The organism is Caballeronia sp. GACF4, assembly GCF_023631025.1.
Taxonomy (GTDB): Bacteria; Pseudomonadota; Gammaproteobacteria; order Burkholderiales; family Burkholderiaceae; genus Caballeronia.
On record NZ_JALQDW010000002.1, the window covers coordinates 500,602 to 520,315 of the forward strand.

Below are 19,714 nucleotides of genomic sequence, written 5' to 3' on the forward strand. Positions count from 1 at the left end.
TCCCGCCTTGACACTTCTGCACACAACGCCGATCATTCGACCACGCAAAGAGCAATTGATCGAAGCCAGAGCGTTCGCTCACTTCGAACCAAACAAAAATCTCGGAGATGTCGGTGAGATTGAGCGACAAGGTGGCGATCATCACGGTTGCCACGAGTGGTATTGGCGAAGCGGTGGCGCGGTCTTTTCTTGAAGAAGGCGCGAAGCTCGTGGTCGATGACGAGAGTGAACTCCGTCGGCGCTCCGAAGACGCTGGCGAACGCGTGCATGTGTTCGAGCGCATCGTCGCCAAGACCGTCGAGCGTTCCGGCGGTATCGACATTCCCTTCAGTCACGCGGCGCTCATCGACATGCACCCAATCCTCGGAAAATCGCGGGAAATCCACGGCCATGTCTTCGCGGTCAACGACATCATGGCCCGCGAGCTCAGCGTCGAAAAGCGGCAAGCGGACGAGTTGACGGCCCTTGCAGCGCGAGGCGCACCGTCTATAGTGAAACGGCACGATAAGCACGCAAGGGTAGGGCGCAAGACCAAAGAAGGCAGCGAAAGGTAAGAGGCGATACCGCAGCGAAGATTCAAAAGAAAACCCGAAGCAAAACCGGAATCCACGCGATATCCATCGCGCATCCCTGAGGCAGCAGGCAGCGGCACACCGGCGCTTGCGAGACAGGCACCGACGGCATCGAAGACATCGCCGCACGGCCTGTTTCCCGCATGGCGCCCATGCCAACAAAAAAGGAGACGCACCACAATGAAACGCATCCACACTATCGTTCGGGCAGAGCCGCGTGCACAGCTTGCCGTGACCGGCGTCGTCGCATCGCTCATCGCGGCAAGCGCGGCCTTCGTGCCGCCTGCGCAAGCAGCGACCACCATCACGGTGGCCACGCTCAACAACCCGGACATGATCGAGCTGAAGAAGCTCTCGCCCGCGTTCGAGAAGGCCAATCCGGACATCCAGCTGAAGTGGGTGATTCTCGAAGAAAACGTGCTGCGTCAGCGCGCCACCACCGACATCACGACCAACAGCGGCCAGTTCGACGTGCTCACCATCGGCACGTACGAAGCGCCGCAGTGGGGCAAGCGTGGCTGGCTCACGCCGATGGCCAATCTGCCCGCGAACTACGACCTCGACGACGTGGTGAAAACCGCCCGCGACGGTCTCTCGTACAACGGCCAGCTCTATGCGCTGCCGTTCTACGTCGAAAGCTCGATGACCTATTACCGTAAGGATCTGTTCGACGCGGCCGGCCTCAAGATGCCCGATCAGCCGACCTACGATCAGATCAAGCAATTCGCCGACAAGCTGACCGACAAGGCCAAGGGCCAATACGGCATCTGCCTGCGCGGCAAGGCAGGCTGGGGCGAGAACATGGCCTTCGTTTCGACGGTGGTGAACACCTTCGGCGGCCGCTGGTTCGACGAACAATGGAAGGCGCAGCTCGATTCGCCCGAATGGCACAAGGCCGTGTCGTTCTATGCGGACTTGCTCAAGGCCGACGGCCCTCCGGGAGCAAGCTCCAACGGCTTCAACGAAAACCTCACGCTGATGTCCTCGGGCAAGTGCGCAATGTGGATCGACGCGACGGTTGCCGCCGGCATGCTCTACAACAAGGCGCAGTCGCAGGTCTCGGACAAGATCGGCTTTGCCGCCGCGCCGATCGCCGTGACGCCGAAGGGCTCGCACTGGCTGTGGTCGTGGTCGCTCGCGATCCCGAAGACGTCGAAGCAGCAGGACGCCGCGAAGAAGTTCGCCGCGTGGGCCACGTCGAAGGAATATATAGAAATGGTCGGCAAGGACGAGGGCTGGGCCTCGGTGCCGCCGGGCACGCGCAAGTCCACCTACGCGCGCCCCGAGTACAAACAGGCCGCGCCGTTCGGCGACTTCGTGCTGGCGGCGATCGAAAGCGCCAATCCGAACGATGCGTCGCTCAAGAAGGTGCCGTATAGCGGCATCCAGTTCGTGGGCATCCCCGAGTTCCAGTCGTTCGGCACGGTAGTCGGTCAGTCGATCGCCGGCGTTGTCGCGAATCAGGGCAGCGTCGATAGCGCGCTCAAGGCCGCCAACGCGGCAGCCGATCGCGCAGTGAAACAGGCGGGCTATCAGAAGTAAGTCACGTAGTTCGCAGGCCGCGCGTCTTCGCCCTCCGAAGATGCGCGGCCGGTCAATCATCGAGAGGTGTCACGATGAGTCAACTGAATCCCCCTATCTCCGACCACTACCAGGAGTCCGCGGCCGAGCGCGACAAGAAGCGCGCGAAGTCGGTGCGCTGGCTGATCACGCCCTCGACCGGTCTCCTGTTCTTGTGGATGGCGATCCCGCTCGCGATGACGATCTGGTTTTCGTTCTCGCGCTACAACCTGCTCAATCCCGATGTTAAGGGTTTCGCGGGCTTCGATAACTACGAGTTCCTCGCCACCGACCCGGCGTTCGGCCCGTCCATTGGCCATACGCTGACCCTGATCGGCTCGACGCTCGGCATCACGGTGATCGGCGGCGTGCTGCTCGCCGTGCTGTTCGACCGCAAATTCATCGGGCAGGGCATTGCGCGGCTTCTGGTGATTGCGCCGTTCTTTGTCATGCCGACGGTGTCCGCGCTGATCTGGAAGAACATGATCCTGCACCCGGTGTATGGCCTGGTCGCCTCGCTGATGCGTTCCATGGGCATGCAGCCGATCGACTGGTTCGCCGACTACCCGCTCTTCGCGGTCATCATGATCGTGTCGTGGCAATGGCTGCCGTTCGCGTTCCTGATTCTCTTCACGGCGATCCAGTCGCTCGATCAGGAGCAGAAGGAAGCGGCGCGCATCGACGGCGCGGGTCCGTTCGCCATGTTCTTCTTCATCACGCTGCCGCACTTGCGTCGCGCAATCGCCGTCGTCGTGATGATGGAAACCATCTTCCTGCTGTCGATCTTCGCTGAAATCTATACGACCACCGGCGGCGGTCCGGGCACCGCGACCACCAACCTGTCGTATCTCATCTATGCGCTCGGTTTGCAGCAGTTCGATGTCGGTCTCGCATCGGCGGGCGGCATCCTCGCGGTAATCCTCGCGAACGTGGTTGCGTTCTTCCTCGTGAGAATGCTTGCGAAGAACCTCAAAGGGGAATACGAGTCATGAGCACTCAACCGGTTTCCACCAGGCCGCCCGTGCCCGTGTTCGAACATGTGAAGCGCATCGTGCCCGGCATCGTGGCGTGGATCGTTTCGATCCTGTTGTTCTTCCCGATCTTCTGGATGACGATCACCGCGTTCAAGACCGAGCAGCAGGCATACTCGTCGTCGCTTTTCTTCACGCCAACGCTCGACAGCTTCCGCGAGGTCTTTGCGCGCAGCAACTACTGGGGCTTCGCGCTCAACTCGGTGCTGATCTCGCTGGGCGTCACGGTGATCTGCCTGTTGCTCGCCGTGCCCTGCGCCTACGCGATGGCCTTCTTCCCCACGAAGAAGACGCAGAAAGTGCTGCTGTGGATGCTCTCCACGAAGATGATGCCGTCGGTCGGCGTGCTGGTGCCGATCTATCTGTTGTGGAAGAACACGGGCCTGCTCGATACGGTGTCGGGTCTCATCATCGTGTACACGCTGATCAATTTGCCGATTGCCGTGTGGATGGCGTTCACTTATTTCAACGAAGTGCCGCGCGACATTCTCGAAGCGGGACGCATAGACGGCGCGACGACGTGGCAGGAGATCGTCTATCTGCTCATGCCGATGTCGCTGCCGGGACTGGCATCGACCGGTCTCCTGCTCGTGATCCTCTCTTGGAACGAGGCGTTCTGGAGCATCAACCTGTCGAGCTCGAACGCGGCGCCGCTTACCGTGTTCATCGCGTCGTATTCGAGTCCGGAAGGCTTGTTCTGGGCCAAGCTTTCGGCGGCGTCGCTGCTTGCCGTCGCGCCGATTCTCATCGTCGGCTGGCTCTCGCAGAAGCAACTGGTGCGCGGCCTGACCTTCGGCGCGGTGAAGTGAGGCGTACCCAGTGAACCTGAAACCTTCCAGAGAAGCCGCGCTCGCAGATCGACTGATGATCTGCGACTGCGACGGCGTGCTCATCGACAGCGAAGCCGTGGCGGCGCGCATGCTCGTCACGGAATTGCAGACGCTGTGGCCAGGCGTCGATATCGAACCCGTGGTGATGCCGCTGCTCGGCTTGCGCATCGAAGCCGTGCTCGCGAGCGCGGCGGACACCGTGAACCGCACGCTCACGCAGGATCAAATCATGTCGATCCGCCGCGCGGTCGAAGCGGCGGCGGTAGAAGCGCCGCCGGTCGCGGGCATCGCCGAGGCGCTTGCCGCCGTGCCGCTCACCAAGGCATGCGCGAGCAACAGCTTCGCGGCTTACGTGGATACCGTCCTGAATCGCACGGGCCTCGTGCAGTTTTTCGGCGACAGGCGCTTCACGGCGGACATGGTGGCGAACCCGAAGCCTGCGCCCGACGTGTATTTAGCGGCGGCGCGCGCGTTGAAGGTCGACCCGTTGCGCTGCCTCGTGGTGGAAGACAGCGTGACCGGCGTGACGGCGGCGCGCGCGGCGGGCATGCAGGTGCTAGGGTTCATCGGCGGAGGACATGCGACGGAAGGACAGATCGGCGCGTTGAAGCGCGCGGGCGCGGAAGTCGTCTTCGACGACATGGCGCGCTTGCCCGCACTCGTCGAACAATGGCTGCAGCATGCGACCTTCGAGACGCCTTGAAAAGAGGCTCGGCTAAGCGTCGCAAACAAAGAAACATGGAGACGGATCATGGCTAGTCTGACACTGCGTAACATCAACAAGCGATATGAAGACACCGAGGTGATGAAGAGTGTCAACCTCGATATCAACGACGGCGAGTTCGTCGTGTTCGTCGGACCGTCGGGCTGTGGCAAGTCCACGCTGATGCGCATGATCGCGGGGCTGGAGGAGATCAGCGGCGGCGATCTGTCGATCGACGGCGTGCGCGTGAACGAGTTGCCGCCCGCGAAGCGCGGCATTGCGATGGTGTTTCAGTCGTACGCGCTCTATCCGCACATGACGCTCTACGACAACATGGCGTTCGGACTCAAGCTCGCGGGCGAGAAGAAGCCCGCGATCGATGCGGCCGTGAAGAACGCCGCGAAGATTTTGCATATCGATCACTTGCTGGACCGCAAGCCGAAGCAGTTGTCGGGCGGGCAGCGCCAGCGCGTGGCGATTGGCCGCGCGATCACGCGCAAGCCGAAAGTGTTTCTCTTCGACGAACCGCTTTCCAATCTCGACGCCGCGTTGCGCGTGAAGATGCGCCTGGAATTCGCGCGCCTGCACGACGATCTCAAGACGACGATGATCTACGTGACCCACGATCAGGTCGAAGCAATGACGCTGGCGGACAAGATCGTGGTGCTCTCGGCGGGCAATATCGAGCAGGTCGGCACGCCCAACACGTTGTATCACGCGCCGGCCAACAAGTTCGTGGCGGGTTTTATCGGCTCGCCGAAGATGAACTTTCTCTCGGGCACGGTCGAGCGCATTCAGGACGATGGCGTGCTCGTGAAGTATTCCACCGGCGAGACGCAACTGGCCGGCGTGCTGCCAGGCAATGCCAAGCCCGGCGATGCGGTGACTATCGGCATTCGTCCGGAAGCGTTACAGCCGAACGTTTCGGAATACGGCGTGTCCGCTTCGACGATGACCGTGGAAACGTTAGGCGACGCGGCTTATCTGTACGCGGAGACATCGGTGGCGCCGGACGGCTTGATCTCGCGGATTCCGCCCTTGGAGAAGCACACGCGGGGCGAGAAGCTGAAGGTGGGCGCGTCGCCGGAACACTGCCATTTGTTCAACGCCGACGGCATCGCGTTCAGGCGGCACGTGGTGGAAGCTTATCTCGTGGAGCATCCGGAATTGGCTGTGCCGAGCGTGGCGCGGGCTTGATCTCCGCAGTGGCGCCGGTGTCTCGCGTGGACGCCGGCGTCATGGGACGAGCGATTCAAGCCGCCAGCGCCGCGCGCGCGCAAAGCTCATCCGTCACCAATCCCGACAACCACTTTCCCTTCAACGCCGCGACCAGCGCCGCGCGCTTGCGCTCGCCGCCGGCAAAGCCGATGGTCGGCCGTTTCGGCGGCGAATCGATCCGGAGGCTCGTCGCGCGCGCGCCTGTTTTCGAATCGACGCGCGCTCCGTTCGCATCGATCGGCAGGCCGAGCAGTTCCGCCACCGCGCCCGCTTTCATCAACTCGTGGACTTCGGCGTTCGAGATGAACCCGTCCTCGTGCAGCGGACAATTGATGCCCACATTGCCGATGCCGACGAAAGCCACGTCCGCTTTCTGCGCGAGCGCATCCACGATCCGATAAAGACGGTGATTGCACCATTGCGCGCGCTCGGCTTCGCTATCGGCCATGAGCGGCGCGGGCAGCATGAAGTGCTTGCCGCCGGTCTTTTCGGAGAGCTGCTGCGCGACGTCGTAGCGATTGGACGAACCATCGTGCGCAATCGCGCCGACGAGCGACACCAGCCGATGCTGCGGCCGCTCCAGTTGCCCGATCTGCGCGACCACCGCCTTGAGCGTGCGCCCGCTGCTGATGGAGACGACGAGCGGTTTCTCATCGACGAGATAGCGTTCCATCACCTGCGCGCCTGCTACCGCGAGCTTGCGGTCTACTTGCTCGTTGCTGTCGCCGTCAATGGGCACCACTTCGCACATCGCGAGTCCGTAGCGGTCGCTGAGTTGCTTCGCAAGCGAAAGGCAATCGGCGATCTGATGATCGACTCGCACGCGAATCAGGTTCTTTTCGACCGCGAAGGCGACGAGCCGCTGCGCGACAGGTCGCGAGATTTGCAGTTTTTCGGCGATCTCATTCTGAGTATTGCCCGCGACGTAGTAGAGCCACGCGGCGCGCGTCGCCAGATCGAGTTTTTCGTTGGGCTTGGGCACGGTCGTTGAATTGAGTCTGCTTCAGTTGTAGTTCTTTTTATAGCGCGCGGCGCGGTTTATCGTCGGAAACCATCGCCGAATATTTACCCGCACGACCGAAACGCTGCGTTCAGGCCAAGCAAGGCGGCCAATGAATGCCGTTTGGAAAACGAAACAGCCGGCTGCCCGCTTAACGGCAACAGCCGGCTTTCGAACGTCTCTCGGCGTCAGGCTAGTCGCGGACGCGCCGGATCGAACAACGGCCGCACGTGCTGATACAGCTCGCGATAGCCCTTGAGCCGCTGGCGCAACGCCGCGTGGCGCTCGGCATTCGGCGTGAACTCCTGTTTGATGGCAGGTTTAGTCAGCACCGTCGCCGGATCGCCGCCCGCCGCGAGCCAGCCGAGCCGCGCCGCGCCGAGCGCCGCGCCCGTCTCGCCGCCGCCGTGCGTGCGCGTGGGCGTATCGAGCGCATCGGCGAACATTTGGCCCCAGTACGCACTGCGCGCGCCGCCGCCAAGCAGCGACAAGGCATGCGCTTCCGTGCCCGCGGATTGCAAGGCGTCGAGACCATCGGTCAGGGCGAGCGTCACGCCTTCCAGCACCGAATAGCCGAGCAAGGCGCGATCGGTGGCGTGCGTCATGCCGAAGAACACGCCCTGCGCGTAAGGGTCGTTGTGCGGCGTGCGCTCGCCGCTCAGATACGGCAGGAACAAAGGCGCGGTCGATAAGGCATCGGCGGGCAGCGCCTCGATTTCCGCAAGCAGCGTGGGCTCGTCGGTGGACGTGAGCTTGCATACCCAGCGCAGGCAACTCGCCGCCGACAACACCACGCTCATCTGATGCCAGCGGTCCGGAATGGCGTGACAAAACGCATGCACCGCCGATGCCGGATTGGGCCTGAAGCGATCGCCCACCACGCACAACACGCCCGACGTGCCGAGCGAGAGGAAGCCATCGCCGGGTTCGGTTGCGCCGATTCCCACCGCGCTCGCCGCATTGTCGCCGCCGCCTGCCGCAACGATGACGCCATCGGGCAAGCCGAGTTCACGCGCGAGTTCCGGACGCAAGGTGCCCGAAGGCTCGCTGCCTTCGGCGAGCTTCGGCATCTGCTGCCGCGTCATGCTGCACGCGGCGAGCAGTTCGTCCGACCAGTCGCGTCGCGCGACATCGAGCCAAAGCGTGCCGGCGGCATCGGATGGATCGGACACCTTCGTGCCCGTGAGATGCATGCGCAGATAATCCTTCGGCAACAGCACGCAAGCCGTCTGCCGGAAGATTTCCGGCTCGTTGTGCGCGACCCAGAGCAGCTTGGGCGCGGTGAAACCGGGCATCGCCAGATTACCGGCGATCTCGTGCAGATTCGGCGCGCGCTCGTAAAGCTCGGCGCACTCCTTGTCGCTGCGCATGTCGTTCCAGAGGATGGCCGGGCGCAACACGCGATCGCTCGAATCGAGCAGCACCGCGCCATGCATCTGCCCGGACAGGCCGATGCCGCGCACTTGCGCGAACTCTTTCGGAAACTTGTCGCGCAAGGCGAAGAGGGCGGCGCGCGTGCCTGCCCACCAGTCGAGCGGATTTTGTTCGGACCAGCGCGGTTTCGGGCGCGACACCGTAAAAGGCGTGCCCGCCGTGCCGATTACACTGCCGTCGCTTGCGAGCAGCAGCACTTTCACTTCGGAGGTGCCGAGGTCGATACCTAAATACATGAACGGACCTTTGTCGAAGCCAGGCGCGAAGCCCGGCAGAAAACCGGAGGCGCTAATGTAACGCCGTGCGCCTCAATGCGCCATGAGCACAACACCCAAGCGAGCCAATCAAGGCCGGTTCTTGAGCCACGCATCGACGCGCCCGATTGCCGCGCGCAGCACGCGCTCCAGGCTCTCGGTCTGCGCCATGCTGCCCCAGAGCAGCTTGTCGCCGGCGAAGGCCTTGATCGGATCGTCGGCCGTGAAATAGCCATGCGCGACGGCGGGGTCCATCACGCCATCCTGATAGGTATAAGGCAGCTTGCCTTCGTGCCAGCGTTCGAGGAAGCGAAAGAAGAGCGCGGGCAGAATCGCGGTCGAGTCGGGATCGACGTCGCGCTCGAAACATTCCGCGAGCGTCGGCGCGATAAAGCCCGGCAGCTTCGAGAAGCCATCGGCGGCGACGCGCTGATTCGTGTCCTTGATATACGGATTGCTGAAGCGGTCGAGCACGACATCGCGATACTTCGCCAGATCGATCGGGCTAGGCGTGAGGCACGGGATGACGTCGTCGGTGACATAGGCTTCGGCGAGAGCGCGAATCTCCAGGTCCTGCGTGCCTTCGTGAATGTACTGCAGGCCGACGAGCGTTCCCGCCCACGCAATGCAGCTATGACTCGCGTTGAGAATGCGGATCTTCGCCTCTTCGTACGGCAGCACGGACTCGACCATCTCCGCGCCCACCTTCTCCCAAGCGGGCCTTCCCGCGATGAAGTGATCCTCGATCACCCACTGGATGAACTTCTCGCCCATGATCGGCGCGCGGTCGTCGAAACCCGTCGCGGCTTTCACGCGCTCCGCGACATCGGGTGTCGGACGCGGCGTGATGCGGTCGACCATCGCGTTCGGGCACGAGGTGTTGGCGATCATCCAGTCGCGCAATTTCGTTTCGCCGCGCAGTTCGAGGAATTCGAGCATGCCCGCCTTGAAGCGGTCGCCGTTGCTGCGCAGGTTGTCGCAGTTCTGCAGCGACAGCTTGCCCGCGTCGTTCTTCATGCGGGCGTCGAGAATGGCGGCAATGGCACCGTAGATGGTGGTCTTCGCGCCTTTCAGGTCGGCGGCGAGATCGACGTTGCCGGTTTCGAGCTTGTCGTGTTCGTCGAGGTAATAGCCGCCTTCGGTGACGGTGAACGATACGATCTTGCATTCGGGCGCGCTGCCCGCCGCGATGAGCCCGTCGAGATCGGCGGTCCAGGGAATCACGCGGCGGATGGAGCGCACCGTTTCGTAGTCGCGCTCGCCTTGCGGCGTGACGGTTTCGAGCGTGTATTCGCCGTTTTGCGCGGCGAGCGCATCGAGCACGGCGTTCATGTCGCCGCGAATGTTGCCCACGGCGAGCGACCAGCTCGCATCGCCCGATTCGATCAGCCGGCTCAAGTACCACGCCTGATGCGCGCGATGAAAAGACCCCGCGCCGATGTGCAGGATCACATTGTTTTCGCTCGTCATGTCTCGCTTCCTTTGATTGGATGTGCGCCCGTTCTTCGCGGACGACCGTTTGCGTTTGCGACGCCTTGCGCTCACAATTTACGCAGCCGTGGTGAGCATTTGCTCTTTGGTTGATCGAATGATCGTATTGGGCATCGCGAAAGTCAAGGCACGGTGCCGCATGCGGCCGCGCGCGGCAGCGGCGCTTAAGCGCCGGACGTAGCCCAGCGCGCCGTTACAGGACGAATCGGGAATAACCCGGATAGTCAGCATGGCCGGCGTTGAACGAAGGTCTGCATCAACCATAGGCAATGACGCGGCAAACCACACAGAAAGATACGAGTCGGAGACAAAGCATGGATTACGTGATCGGCATAGACATCGGCACGCAGAGCACGAAGGCGCTCCTGGTCGATACGACTGGCGCAATCGTCGCGCAACATTCGAGCGCCTATCATCCGGATACACCGAAGCCGCTCTGGGCCGAACAATGGCCGTCCGTCTGGTTCGATGCCGTGACCGAAGCCTTGAGCGGCTGCGTTGCGAAAGCGCGCGCGAAGGGCGTCGCGGCCGATCAAATCAAGTCGGTCTGCGTGAGCAGTCTCTACGGCGGCTCGGGCATTCCCGTCGACGACGACATGGAAGCGCTTTACCCGTGCCTCATCTGGATGGATCGCCGCGCGACCGCGCAAGTCGAATGGGTGCGGCAGAACGTGGATATGGCGCGCATCGAGGCGATCACCGGCAACGGCGTCGACAGCTACTACGGCTTCACGAAAATTCTGTGGATGCGCGAGCAGCAGCCGGAAGTCTGGAAGAAGACGCGCTATTTCCTGCCGCCGAACGCGTTTATCATCCAGCGCCTCACGGGCGAACTCGCGATCGATCACAGCTCGGCGGGCAACATCGGCGGCGTGTACGACATCGGCCGCCGCGCGTGGTCGGAAGAAGCGCTCGGCATGCTCGGCATTCCCGTGTCGATGATGCCCGCGCGGCTCGTCGAGTCGTCGGAGATCGTGGGCGGGCTGTTGCCGCAGTGGGCGGACAAGCTCGGGCTTGCGGCGGGCACGCCGATCGTCGCGGGCGGCGTCGATGCGGCCGTCGCCACTTTCGCGGCGGGCGTGACGCGCGCGGGTCACCATGTCGCGATGATCGGCACGAGCATGTGCTGGGGCTACATCAACCAGAGCGTCGATGCGCGACACGGTCTCGTCTCCATGCCGCACGTCTACAACGGCAAGCGCGATCTCTACGTGTTCGGTGGCGCCAGCACGGCCGGCGCGTGCGTCGCGTGGTATCGCGATCAGTTCTGTCAGGCCGAGATCGCGGCAGCCAAGCAAATACCCGATGGCGATCCGCATCGGCTGCTCGAAGATGCGGCGGCCAAGGTCGCGGCGGGTTCGGACGGCGTCGTGTTCCTGCCTTATCTGATGGGCGAGCGCAGCCCCGTCTGGGATGCCCACGCGAGCGGCACGTTCGTGGGCTTGAATCTCTTTCACACGCGCGCGACGCTCTATCGCGCGGTGCTCGAAGGCGTCGCGTTTGCGTTGAAGCACAACATGGAAGCAGGGCGGCGCGGCGCGCAATCGCTGGATGACAAGCTGATCGTGGTCGGCGGCGCGGCGCATTCTGACCTGTGGATGCAGATCATCGCGGATGTAACGGGTTATCCCGTGCAATCCATCGAACAGGAAGTCGAAGCGGCGATGGGCGCGGCCTTGCTCGCGGCGCTCGGTGCCAATCTCATCTCACGCGAAACGGCGGAAGGCGGCTGGGTCACGCTCGTGGATCGCGCAGAGCCGGACGAAGCACGGCAACGCGTTTATAGAGACCGCTTCGGCGTCTATCTCGATCTGTATCCGGCGCTGAAGCCGCTGATGCATCGCCTGCGCAGCGACAGCTAACGCAATTCTCCGGGATGCGCGTCGAACACCGGCCCTTGCACGAAGTGCACGTCGTATTGTTCGAGCGCATTGAACTGCGCGGCATCGGCGACATTGCTGAAGATGAGCGGAATGCGCAGCCTATGCGCATACGCCACCAGATGCTTGACCACGGAATCGCGCAAGGCGGCGCGCGCATCCATCTTGATGAAGTCGAGCCGCGCCATGTCCGATACCGCCATGATCTGCCCGGCATTGGGCAGATTGCCCGCTACCTTGAAACCGTAGCGCTGATAGCTTTTGATGAGGTAGCCGAGAAACGTCTTGTGCGCGACGGCCGCCGCCGGCAATTCGATCACGATGCGTCCGGGATTCACGCCGAACTCCAGCAACACCGACGAAAAGTGCAGACCGTGGTCGTACTTCACGCTCTTCAATAACCGCTCATGCACGCGCAAAAACAGCAGACCGGGCTTTTGCGCGCCGAAGAAATTGAACGCATGCAGCGCGCGCGATAACCGGTCGAGCGCGACGAGTTCGCGGTCGTTGTCCAGTTGGCCAAAGGGATCGTGCGGAGTATCGCCTTCGATCAGCGTCTGCGCCTGCACGCCGAGTTCGTCGCCGAAACGCTCGGCGCTCTCGGGCGACGCGCTCAACATTTGCGGAAAGCTATGCGTGCCGACATCGAAGATCGGCTCATACGCGCTTGCAATACGCAACTCGCCATAGTTCGCCACCGCTTGTCCCGCGTGCTCGCCTTCGCCCAGCACGATATGCGCGCCGAGAAACGGATGCGCCTTGGCGCGGTTGACGAGTTCTGTCACGGACGGGGTGATCATGGCGCGTTCGGCGTTGAGGCTTCCAAGGCGGGACGAATTCCGTCGATGGTACCAGCGCATGGCGCCGTGGCTTGCGCCAAATTCACATATTCATATGCGGGTGGGATAAGCCACGCTCAGGGTTTACGACAAATTTCACTAAACGTAATTGGTTTTACCATTCGTAAATACCACGCGATGGCACTCATCGAGGATCACGACCATGCCGACGTTCGACACGCATACCGACGCCAGCGCGCACTATCAGTCGGGTTTCGCCAACGACTTCGCGACCGAAGCGTTGCCGGGCGCGCTGCCCATCGGCCGCAACTCGCCGCAGCGCGCGGCCTACAGTCTTTATGCGGAGCAGCTTTCCGGCACGGCTTTTACCGCGCCGCGCGCGCATAACCGGCGCTCGTGGCTGTACCGCATCCGGCCGGCGGCAGTGCATCGGCCGTTCGTGCAATTGACTGGCGATGCCTCGCGCGCGCGGCTCGTCGCCAATTTCGCCGATGTGCCGCCCACGCCGCCGAACCAGTTGCGTTGGGACCCGCTGCCGATGCCCGCCGCGCCGACCGATTTCGTCGACGGCTGGGTGACGATGGCCGGCAACGGCGCCGGCGAATCCATGAGCGGCTGCGCGATTCATCTGTACGCGGCGAACCGTTCGATGCACGAGCGCTTCTTCTACAGCGCGGACGGCGAATTGCTGATCGTGCCGCAAGCAGGGCGGCTCGCGATCTGGACTGAACTCGGCAAGCTCGATATCGCGCCGTTCGAGATCGCGGTGATTCCGCGCGGCGTGCGCTTTGCCGTGGCGCTGCCGGATGGCGAAGCGCGCGGCTATATCTGCGAGAACTTCGGCGCGTTGCTGCAGTTGCCCGATCTCGGGCCTATCGGTTCGAACGGGCTCGCCAATCCGCGTGATTTCCTCACGCCGCACGCGGCTTATGAGGACCGCGAAGGCGCGTTCGAACTCATCGCCAAGATGAATGGCGTGCTGTGGCGCGCGGATATCGGCCATTCGCCGCTCGACGTGGTCGCATGGCACGGCAATTACGCGCCGTACAAATACGACCTGCGCCACTTCAACGCCATCGGTTCGATCAGCTTCGATCATCCCGATCCGTCCATCTTTCTCGTGCTGCAATCGCCGAGCGATACGCCGGGCGTCGATAGCATCGACTTCGTGATTTTTCCGCCGCGCTGGCTCGCCGCCGAGGACACGTTCCGGCCGCCCTGGTTCCATCGCAATGTGGCGAGCGAATTCATGGGCCTCGTGCATGGTGTCTACGACGCGAAGGCCGAGGGCTTCCTGCCGGGCGGCGCGAGTCTGCACAACTGCATGTCGGGACACGGGCCGGACGCGGATACCTTCGAAAAGGCATCGAGAAGCGATACCTCGAAGCCCGCGAAGGTCGGCGACACACTCGCCTTCATGTTCGAGACGCGCACGCTCATCAAGCCGACGCAGTTCGCGCTCGAAACCGCGCAATTGCAGGCGCATTACTACGAGTGCTGGCAGGGGCTCACGAAACACTTCAACCCGGAGCAACGATGAACGACGCGCTTCCCGCGACGCGTGCGCCGCAACTCAGAAGCTGGCTCGACTCCGCCAATGATCCGGCGAGCGACTTTCCGATCCAGAACCTGCCGTTTGGAATCTTCAGCGACCCGGTGAATCCGCGGCCGCGCGCGGGTGTGGCTATCGGCGACTGGATCGTGGACCTGGCGGCGCTCGAAGAAGCGCGTCTCGTCGATGGTCACGGCACCTTCAACGCGCCGCGTCTGAACGACTTCATCGCGCTCGGACGCGATACGTGGCGCGCGGTGCGCAGCGCGCTCGGCGGCCTGCTGCAAGAGGGCGCATCCACGCTGCGCGACGACTCCGCATTGCGCCGCCGCACGCTCGTTCCGCGCGCCGATGCAACGCTCCATCTGCCCGTCGAAATTCCCGGCTACACGGACTTCTATTCCTCGAAGGAACACGCGACCAACGTCGGCTCGATGTTCCGCGATCCGAAGAATGCGCTGCTGCCGAACTGGTCCGAGATGCCGATCGGCTATAACGGACGCGCGTCGTCGGTGGTGGTGAGCGGCACGCCGGTGCGCCGCCCGAACGGCCAGTTGAAAGCGCCCAACGAAGAGCGGCCGGTGTTCGGCGCATGCCGCAAGCTGGATATCGAGCTGGAGACGGGTTTCATCATCGGGCGCGGTAATGCGCTCGGCGAACCGATTGCCTGCGCGGATGCGGAGTCGCATATCTTCGGCATGGTGCTGCTCAACGACTGGAGCGCGCGCGACATCCAGCAATGGGAATACGTGCCTCTCGGACCGTTCAACGCGAAAGGGTTCGCGACCACCATTTCGCCGTGGATCGTCACGCTCGACGCGCTCGAACCCTTCCGCACCGCGACGCCCGTGCAGGAGCCGCAACCGCTCGCGTATCTGCGGCATGAGGGCGAGCACGCGTTCGACATCGACCTGGAAGTGACGCTGAGGCCGGAGGGTGTGAGCCGCGCCACGACCATCTCGCGCACCAATTTCAGGCTGATGTACTGGTCGATGGCGCAGCAGCTTACGCATCACACGGCATCGGGCTGCAATACGCGCGTGGGCGATCTCATGGGCTCCGGCACCATCAGTGGCGCGACGCCGCAATCGTGCGGCAGTTTGCTCGAAAGCACGTGGAACGGACAACGGCCGTTGAGCCTCGTCGAAGGCGGCGAGCGCGCGTTCCTTCAGGACGGCGATGAAGTCACCTTGCGCGGATGGTGTCAGGGCGAGGGTTATCGCATTGGTTTCGGCGAGTGCGCGGGGCGCATCCTCGCGGCGCGCAAATAATTTCAAGGATTGAACATGGCGAATGCGGTCGATGTGGAGAGCGCGCTTGGCCACGCGCACCGGCCCGGCTTTCAGGCGATGCTGCTCGTGTTGTGCGGACTATGCCTCGTGATCGATGGCTTCGACGCGCAAGCGATGGGTTACGTTGCGCCGGCCGTCATCGCGGACTGGCACGTGTCGAAGGCGGCGCTCGGGCCGGTTTTCAGCGCGAGTCTTTTCGGCATGCTGCTTGGCGCGCTCGGCTTGTCGGTGCTGGCGGATCGCATCGGGCGCAGGCCGGTGTTGATCGGCTCGACGTTTTTCTTCGCGTTCTCGATGATCGCAACCGCGTTCACCGACAGCTTGCCGGTGCTCGCGGCCTTGCGTTTCGTGACGGGTCTTGGCCTCGGCTGCATCATGCCGAACGCAATGGCGCTCGTCGGCGAGTTCTCGACGGCCGAGCATCGCGTCAAGCGGATGATGCTCGTCTCGTGCGGCTTCACGCTCGGCGCGGCGCTGGGCGGCTTCGTGAGCGCGGCGCTGATCCCTGCTTTCGGCTGGCGTTCGGTGTTCTGGGTCGGCGGCCTGGTGCCTTTGTTGCTCGCGGTATGGATGGTCATCGCGCTGCCTGAATCGCTGCAATTTCTCGTGTTGAAGGGCCGCGAGGCGCGCGCCCGCGACTGGCTCGCGAAGTTCGATCCGTCGCTTGCCATCGATGCCTCGACGCGGCTCGTCGTCCGCGAAAAAGCGAGTTCGGGCGCGCCGGTCGCCGAACTGTTCCGCGCGGGCCGCGGGCCGGTCACGCTGATCTTGTGGGCGATCAGCTTCATGAATCTCATCGATCTGTACTTCCTGTCGAACTGGCTGCCGACCGTGATGCGCGATGCGGGATACTCGCCGGGCATGGCCGTGCTGGTCGGCACGCTGTTGCAGACGGGCGGCGTGGTAGGCACGCTCATGCTCGGCTGGTTCATCGAACGATTCGGCTTCGTGCGTGTGTTGCTGGCCTGCTTTCTCGTGGGCGCGGTGAGCGTGGGGATGATCGGCGGCGTGGCGCACGTGCAGTTCTGGCTATTCGTCGCGGTGTTTGCGGGCGGGTTCTGCATCGTCGGTGGACAGCCTGCGGTGAATGCGCTCGCGGGGCATTTTTATCCGACCTCGCTGCGGTCCACGGGCATCGGCTGGAGTCTGGGCATCGGACGCGTGGGGTCGGTGATCGGGCCGCTCGTCGGCGGACAGATGATCGCGCTCGGATGGAGCAATGCGTCGCTCTTTCATGCGGCGGCGTTGCCGGTGTTTTGCTCGGCGTTGCTGGTCGGCGTGCTGGCTTTCGTGCGGCGGGAGCGAAGTGGGGCGGCGCAGACGGCCTGATGTGATGGAAGCTTGATTCCTCAAGCGAAGCCGGCGCCGGCGCATTATGCCGCGTCATGCCGCCGCGCGGCCTTCGGTCGGCACGATCCAGATGTGCAACGAAGCCCGCGCGTAACGGCGTGTGCGCCATGCCTGCGAGGGCGACGCATCCGGTGGCGCGCTCGCAACCGGATCCGACAGAAAGACGGCGCGTTGGACGTTCAGGAAACGCAATCAGCGTCATCTGTCGAAGCGCGCTTCTCCCAAGCCGCCGCGCCCAGAAACGCCGCCGCCGCGACCACCAGCACGCCAATCAGCGCATCCGGACTCACGCGATCCATCAATGTCCCCGCGATGATCGGCCCGCCGAAACTCGCCACGCTCCACGAAGCGCCGACGATAGCCGTCGCCGACACCAGCGCCGTGCCGCGAAAGCGCTCGCCGCACGCAACGATAGACAGCGTATAGACGCTGCCCGCCGCCGCGCCGGTCACGAACAGGAGCGGCCAGCACAACCACGGATACTCGACCGCCCACGGCAGCAGCGGCAGCAGCAGCGTGACCACCACGCCCGCGCCGACATGCACCTTCGTGCGCCCGATACGGTCCGCCAGCCAGCCGATGGGAAACTGCATAAAGGTATCGCCGAACAGGATGGCGGAGGCGAACAGCACGCCCACGTCCGCGCCGACGCCGTGCGAGATCGCGAAGAGCGGCATCAGCGAAAGCGCGAGCGTGTCGAAGAGCGCGAAGAAACCCGTGCCGATCACGAGCGCGGGCATGCGCGGCAACACATGCCGCCAGTCGCCAGCGGTAGCGTGTTCGTCGTGCGATGCAAGCGTGTGCGGCGTGCCGCGAATCGAGGCGAGCGCGGGCAGCGCCAGCAGAAAGATCGCGCCGCAGACGGCGAAGCGCGCCGAAGTCCAGCCGCCGATGGCGCTGACGAGCACCGGCCCCGTCATCTGAAACAGAGTGAAGTTGGTCGCGTAAATGGCGACGACGCGCCCGCGCGTGGAGTCGTCGGCGAGCTGCGTGACCCATGCTTCGCCAATGGTGAATAGCAGCATCAGCGCCGCGCCGCATAGAAAGCGCAGCACGGCCCATAGCCACAAATTCACGGTGAACTGCATCGCGATGGTCGCGAACGCTGCGACGATCACCGCCCCGACAATCGTCCCGCGTGCGCCCAGCCGACTCGCAACGCGGCTTGCGCAAGGCGCGACGGCCAGTCCGCCGCCTGCCTGCATCGCCGTCATCAGGCCGACGATGCCCGTGCCGAACCCGGCTTGCGTGAGTGCAAGCGCGGTGAGCGGAATGGTTGCGCCTAGCCCGAGGCCGACCACCGCGACACTCAGTATGAGCGCGAGAAAGTCGCGAGAAAGAATGCCCTTCATATACCGCCGTGCCGCTCGCTTCGCCGAGAACCCGTGAGGATCGGCAGCAGCCTCAAGCGGCCTGCCCGAACGCAACGCGCCGCGCACGCTTGTCGAGCGTCGCGGAAAGCAGCGTGAGCGCAAAGGCGCAGCACGCCATCAGCACGCCGACCCACGGCAGCGAAGTCAGCGGCGCGCCTGCGCTGATGACGCAGCCGCCCAGCCACGCGCCCGTGGCGTTGCCCAGATTGAACGCGCCCTGGTTGAGCGTGGAGGCGAGATTGGGCGCATCGCTCGCGCGGTTCACTATCAGGATCTGCAGAGGCGGCACGATCGCGAACGCGAGCACGCCCCACAGGAAGATGGTGATCATCGCCGAGACCGGTTCGTGCATGGCGCCCGCGAAAATCGTGAGGATCACGACGATCGACAAGAGGAACGTCAGCAGCGAGCGCAACAGCTTCCAGTCGGCGAGCTTGCCGCCAAGCGTGCTGCCGACCGTGAGGCCGAGGCCGAACAACAGCAGCACGTAAGTCACGGCGTGCGGCGTGAAACCGGTGACATCCTCGAGAATCGGCGTGATGTAGGTAAAGACCGAGAACAGGCTCGCCGAAGCCAGCACGCTGATGCCGAGCACCATCAGCACCTGCGGGTTCTTGAGCACGTCGAATTCGCGCAGGATGCTGGTCTCGCGCATCTCGATGTGCTTCGGCAGGCAAACCGCGAGCGCGCCCGCCGCGGCGAGGCCGATCAAGGTCACGACCCAGAAGGTCGCGCGCCAGCCGGCCGCTTGGCCGAGCGCGGTGCCGAGCGGCACGCCGAGCACGTTGGCGAGCGTGAGGCCGGTGAACATCAGCGCGATGGCCTGCGCGCGGCGGTTCGGCGCGACCAGATCGGCCGCGACCACCGAGCCGATGCCAAAGAAAGCGCCATGACAGAACGCGGTGACGATACGCGCGCCCATCAGCACCCAGTAATTCGGCGCGAGCGCGCAAAGCGTATTGCCGACGATAAACACGCCGATCAGCCCCATGAGCGCCTTCTTGCGCGGCATCTTCGCCGTGACGACGGCAAGAATCGGCGCGCCGATGGTCACGCCGAGCGCATAGCCCGAAACGAGCATGCCTGCCGCCGGAATCGATACCGCGAGATCGCGCGCGACGTTGGGCAGCAGGCCCATGATGACGAATTCTGTCGTGCCGATGCCGAACGCGGCGATGGCGAGAGCGAGAAGGGGCAGAGGCATGGCGGAGGGTGCGAGTGCGGTGTGTCGCGCGGCGCGCGTCGTCGGAATGAGCGGCGCGAATGTCGGCGAGTGAAGGCTCGGATTCTACCGAAAGGTCATTTTTGATGCTGGTGGAAACCCTTAGTCTGCTCGGCCCGGACAATGCACTCCCGCGAACGGATATTTTGACG

The 19,714-nt window shown here is 63.6% G+C and carries 16 protein-coding genes; 10 read left to right on the forward strand and 6 right to left on the reverse strand.

What is annotated here, in order from left to right:
- Nucleotides 1–131 precede the first annotated feature (131 nt).
- From NCR40_RS02380 to NCR40_RS02405, 6 genes are all read left to right on the forward strand, one after another.
- Nucleotides 132–554 carry a hypothetical protein gene (locus NCR40_RS02380; RefSeq protein WP_250508623.1) on the forward strand — a complete coding sequence of 141 codons (423 nt, stop codon included), beginning with the start codon at nt 132–134 and terminating at the stop codon, nt 552–554.
- Nucleotides 555–752: 198 nt separating this feature from the next.
- Nucleotides 753–2,114 carry an ABC transporter substrate-binding protein gene (locus tag NCR40_RS02385; RefSeq protein ID WP_250508624.1) on the forward strand — a complete coding sequence of 454 codons (1,362 nt, stop codon included), beginning with the start codon at nt 753–755 and terminating at the stop codon, nt 2,112–2,114.
- A gap of 74 nt (nt 2,115–2,188) precedes the next feature.
- On the forward strand, nt 2,189–3,124 hold the full coding sequence (locus NCR40_RS02390; protein WP_244827177.1) for a carbohydrate ABC transporter permease: 936 nt from the start codon (nt 2,189–2,191) through the stop codon (nt 3,122–3,124).
- Nucleotides 3,121–3,972 carry a carbohydrate ABC transporter permease gene (locus NCR40_RS02395; RefSeq protein WP_244827178.1) on the forward strand — a complete coding sequence of 284 codons (852 nt, stop codon included), beginning with the start codon at nt 3,121–3,123 and terminating at the stop codon, nt 3,970–3,972. Before NCR40_RS02390 ends, NCR40_RS02395 begins: the two co-directional genes overlap by 4 nt.
- Nucleotides 3,973–4,027: 55 nt before the next feature.
- The gene (locus NCR40_RS02400; protein WP_244827969.1) at nt 4,028–4,696 is read left to right on the forward strand and encodes an HAD family hydrolase; all 669 of its coding nucleotides are present in this window, start codon (nt 4,028–4,030) and stop codon (nt 4,694–4,696) included.
- Nucleotides 4,697–4,744: 48 nt separating this feature from the next.
- Nucleotides 4,745–5,893 carry an ABC transporter ATP-binding protein gene (locus NCR40_RS02405; RefSeq protein WP_244827179.1) on the forward strand — a complete coding sequence of 383 codons (1,149 nt, stop codon included), beginning with the start codon at nt 4,745–4,747 and terminating at the stop codon, nt 5,891–5,893.
- 55 nt (nt 5,894–5,948) lie between these two features.
- Here the strand turns inward: NCR40_RS02405 and NCR40_RS02410 are convergent, their stop codons facing one another.
- The 3 genes from NCR40_RS02410 to dalD all read right to left on the reverse strand — a co-directional run bounded on the left by NCR40_RS02410 (nt 5,949) and on the right by dalD (nt 10,072).
- Nucleotides 5,949–6,896, reverse strand: coding sequence for a sugar-binding transcriptional regulator (locus tag NCR40_RS02410; protein ID WP_250491869.1), 948 nt, complete (start codon nt 6,894–6,896; stop codon nt 5,949–5,951).
- A gap of 206 nt (nt 6,897–7,102) precedes the next feature.
- Nucleotides 7,103–8,584 (reverse strand): xylulokinase, encoded by a 1,482-nt coding sequence (gene xylB / locus NCR40_RS02415; protein WP_250491870.1) that lies wholly within the window; start codon nt 8,582–8,584, stop codon nt 7,103–7,105.
- Between the two features lie 108 nt (nt 8,585–8,692).
- A complete protein-coding gene (dalD, locus tag NCR40_RS02420; protein WP_250508625.1) occupies nt 8,693–10,072 on the reverse strand; it encodes a D-arabinitol 4-dehydrogenase in 1,380 nt (459 codons plus the stop codon).
- 335 nt (nt 10,073–10,407) lie between these two features.
- On the opposite strand from dalD, the gene NCR40_RS02425 reads away from it, so the two are divergent.
- Entirely contained in the window at nt 10,408–11,955 is a 1,548-nt protein-coding gene (locus NCR40_RS02425) for an FGGY-family carbohydrate kinase (protein WP_250508626.1), read from the forward strand.
- On the opposite strand, the gene NCR40_RS02430 is transcribed toward NCR40_RS02425, so the two are convergent.
- Nucleotides 11,952–12,773: an EAL domain-containing protein gene (locus NCR40_RS02430; RefSeq protein WP_250508627.1), complete on the reverse strand. Its 822-nt coding sequence runs from the start codon at nt 12,771–12,773 to the stop codon at nt 11,952–11,954. The two genes, NCR40_RS02425 and NCR40_RS02430, sit on opposite strands and share 4 nt — an antisense overlap.
- A 202-nt stretch (nt 12,774–12,975) precedes the next feature.
- On the opposite strand from NCR40_RS02430, the gene hmgA reads away from it, so the two are divergent.
- Genes hmgA through NCR40_RS02445 form a run of 3 tightly spaced genes read left to right on the forward strand, consistent with a single transcriptional unit; the run spans nt 12,976 to nt 16,946 of the window.
- The gene (gene hmgA / locus NCR40_RS02435) at nt 12,976–14,313 is read left to right on the forward strand and encodes a homogentisate 1,2-dioxygenase (RefSeq protein ID WP_250508628.1); all 1,338 of its coding nucleotides are present in this window, start codon (nt 12,976–12,978) and stop codon (nt 14,311–14,313) included.
- Nucleotides 14,310–15,596: a fumarylacetoacetase gene (gene fahA / locus NCR40_RS02440; RefSeq protein WP_250508629.1), complete on the forward strand. Its 1,287-nt coding sequence runs from the start codon at nt 14,310–14,312 to the stop codon at nt 15,594–15,596. Before hmgA ends, fahA begins: the two co-directional genes overlap by 4 nt.
- Nucleotides 15,597–15,611: 15 nt before the next feature.
- On the forward strand, nt 15,612–16,946 hold the full coding sequence (locus tag NCR40_RS02445; RefSeq protein ID WP_250508630.1) for an MFS transporter: 1,335 nt from the start codon (nt 15,612–15,614) through the stop codon (nt 16,944–16,946).
- Nucleotides 16,947–17,146: 200 nt separating this feature from the next.
- Here NCR40_RS02445 and NCR40_RS02450 read toward each other — a convergent pair whose 3' ends face one another.
- Nucleotides 17,147–18,319, reverse strand: a complete 1,173-nt coding sequence (locus tag NCR40_RS02450; protein WP_250508631.1) for an MFS transporter — start codon at nt 18,317–18,319, stop codon at nt 17,147–17,149.
- A 52-nt stretch (nt 18,320–18,371) separates the two neighbouring features.
- Nucleotides 18,372–19,544 (reverse strand): MFS transporter, encoded by a 1,173-nt coding sequence (locus NCR40_RS02455; RefSeq protein WP_250463404.1) that lies wholly within the window; start codon nt 19,542–19,544, stop codon nt 18,372–18,374.
- Between the last annotated feature and the right edge of the window lie 170 nt (nt 19,545–19,714).

Coding starts and splice junctions, on each gene's coding strand:
- NCR40_RS02430 (WP_250508627.1), bottom strand. CDS start 12,773: ATGATCACCCCGTCCGTGACAGAACTCGTCAACCGCGCCAAGGCGCAT.
- NCR40_RS02445 (WP_250508630.1), top strand. CDS start 15,612: ATGGCGAATGCGGTCGATGTGGAGAGCGCGCTTGGCCACGCGCACCGG.
- NCR40_RS02390 (WP_244827177.1), top strand. CDS start 2,189: ATGAGTCAACTGAATCCCCCTATCTCCGACCACTACCAGGAGTCCGCG.
- xylB (WP_250491870.1), bottom strand. CDS start 8,584: ATGTATTTAGGTATCGACCTCGGCACCTCCGAAGTGAAAGTGCTGCTG.
- NCR40_RS02395 (WP_244827178.1), top strand. CDS start 3,121: ATGAGCACTCAACCGGTTTCCACCAGGCCGCCCGTGCCCGTGTTCGAA.
- NCR40_RS02425 (WP_250508626.1), top strand. CDS start 10,408: ATGGATTACGTGATCGGCATAGACATCGGCACGCAGAGCACGAAGGCG.
- NCR40_RS02385 (WP_250508624.1), top strand. CDS start 753: ATGAAACGCATCCACACTATCGTTCGGGCAGAGCCGCGTGCACAGCTT.
- fahA (WP_250508629.1), top strand. CDS start 14,310: ATGAACGACGCGCTTCCCGCGACGCGTGCGCCGCAACTCAGAAGCTGG.
- NCR40_RS02450 (WP_250508631.1), bottom strand. CDS start 18,319: ATGAAGGGCATTCTTTCTCGCGACTTTCTCGCGCTCATACTGAGTGTC.
- NCR40_RS02400 (WP_244827969.1), top strand. CDS start 4,028: ATGATCTGCGACTGCGACGGCGTGCTCATCGACAGCGAAGCCGTGGCG.
- hmgA (WP_250508628.1), top strand. CDS start 12,976: ATGCCGACGTTCGACACGCATACCGACGCCAGCGCGCACTATCAGTCG.
- dalD (WP_250508625.1), bottom strand. CDS start 10,072: ATGACGAGCGAAAACAATGTGATCCTGCACATCGGCGCGGGGTCTTTT.
- NCR40_RS02455 (WP_250463404.1), bottom strand. CDS start 19,544: ATGCCTCTGCCCCTTCTCGCTCTCGCCATCGCCGCGTTCGGCATCGGC.
- NCR40_RS02405 (WP_244827179.1), top strand. CDS start 4,745: ATGGCTAGTCTGACACTGCGTAACATCAACAAGCGATATGAAGACACC.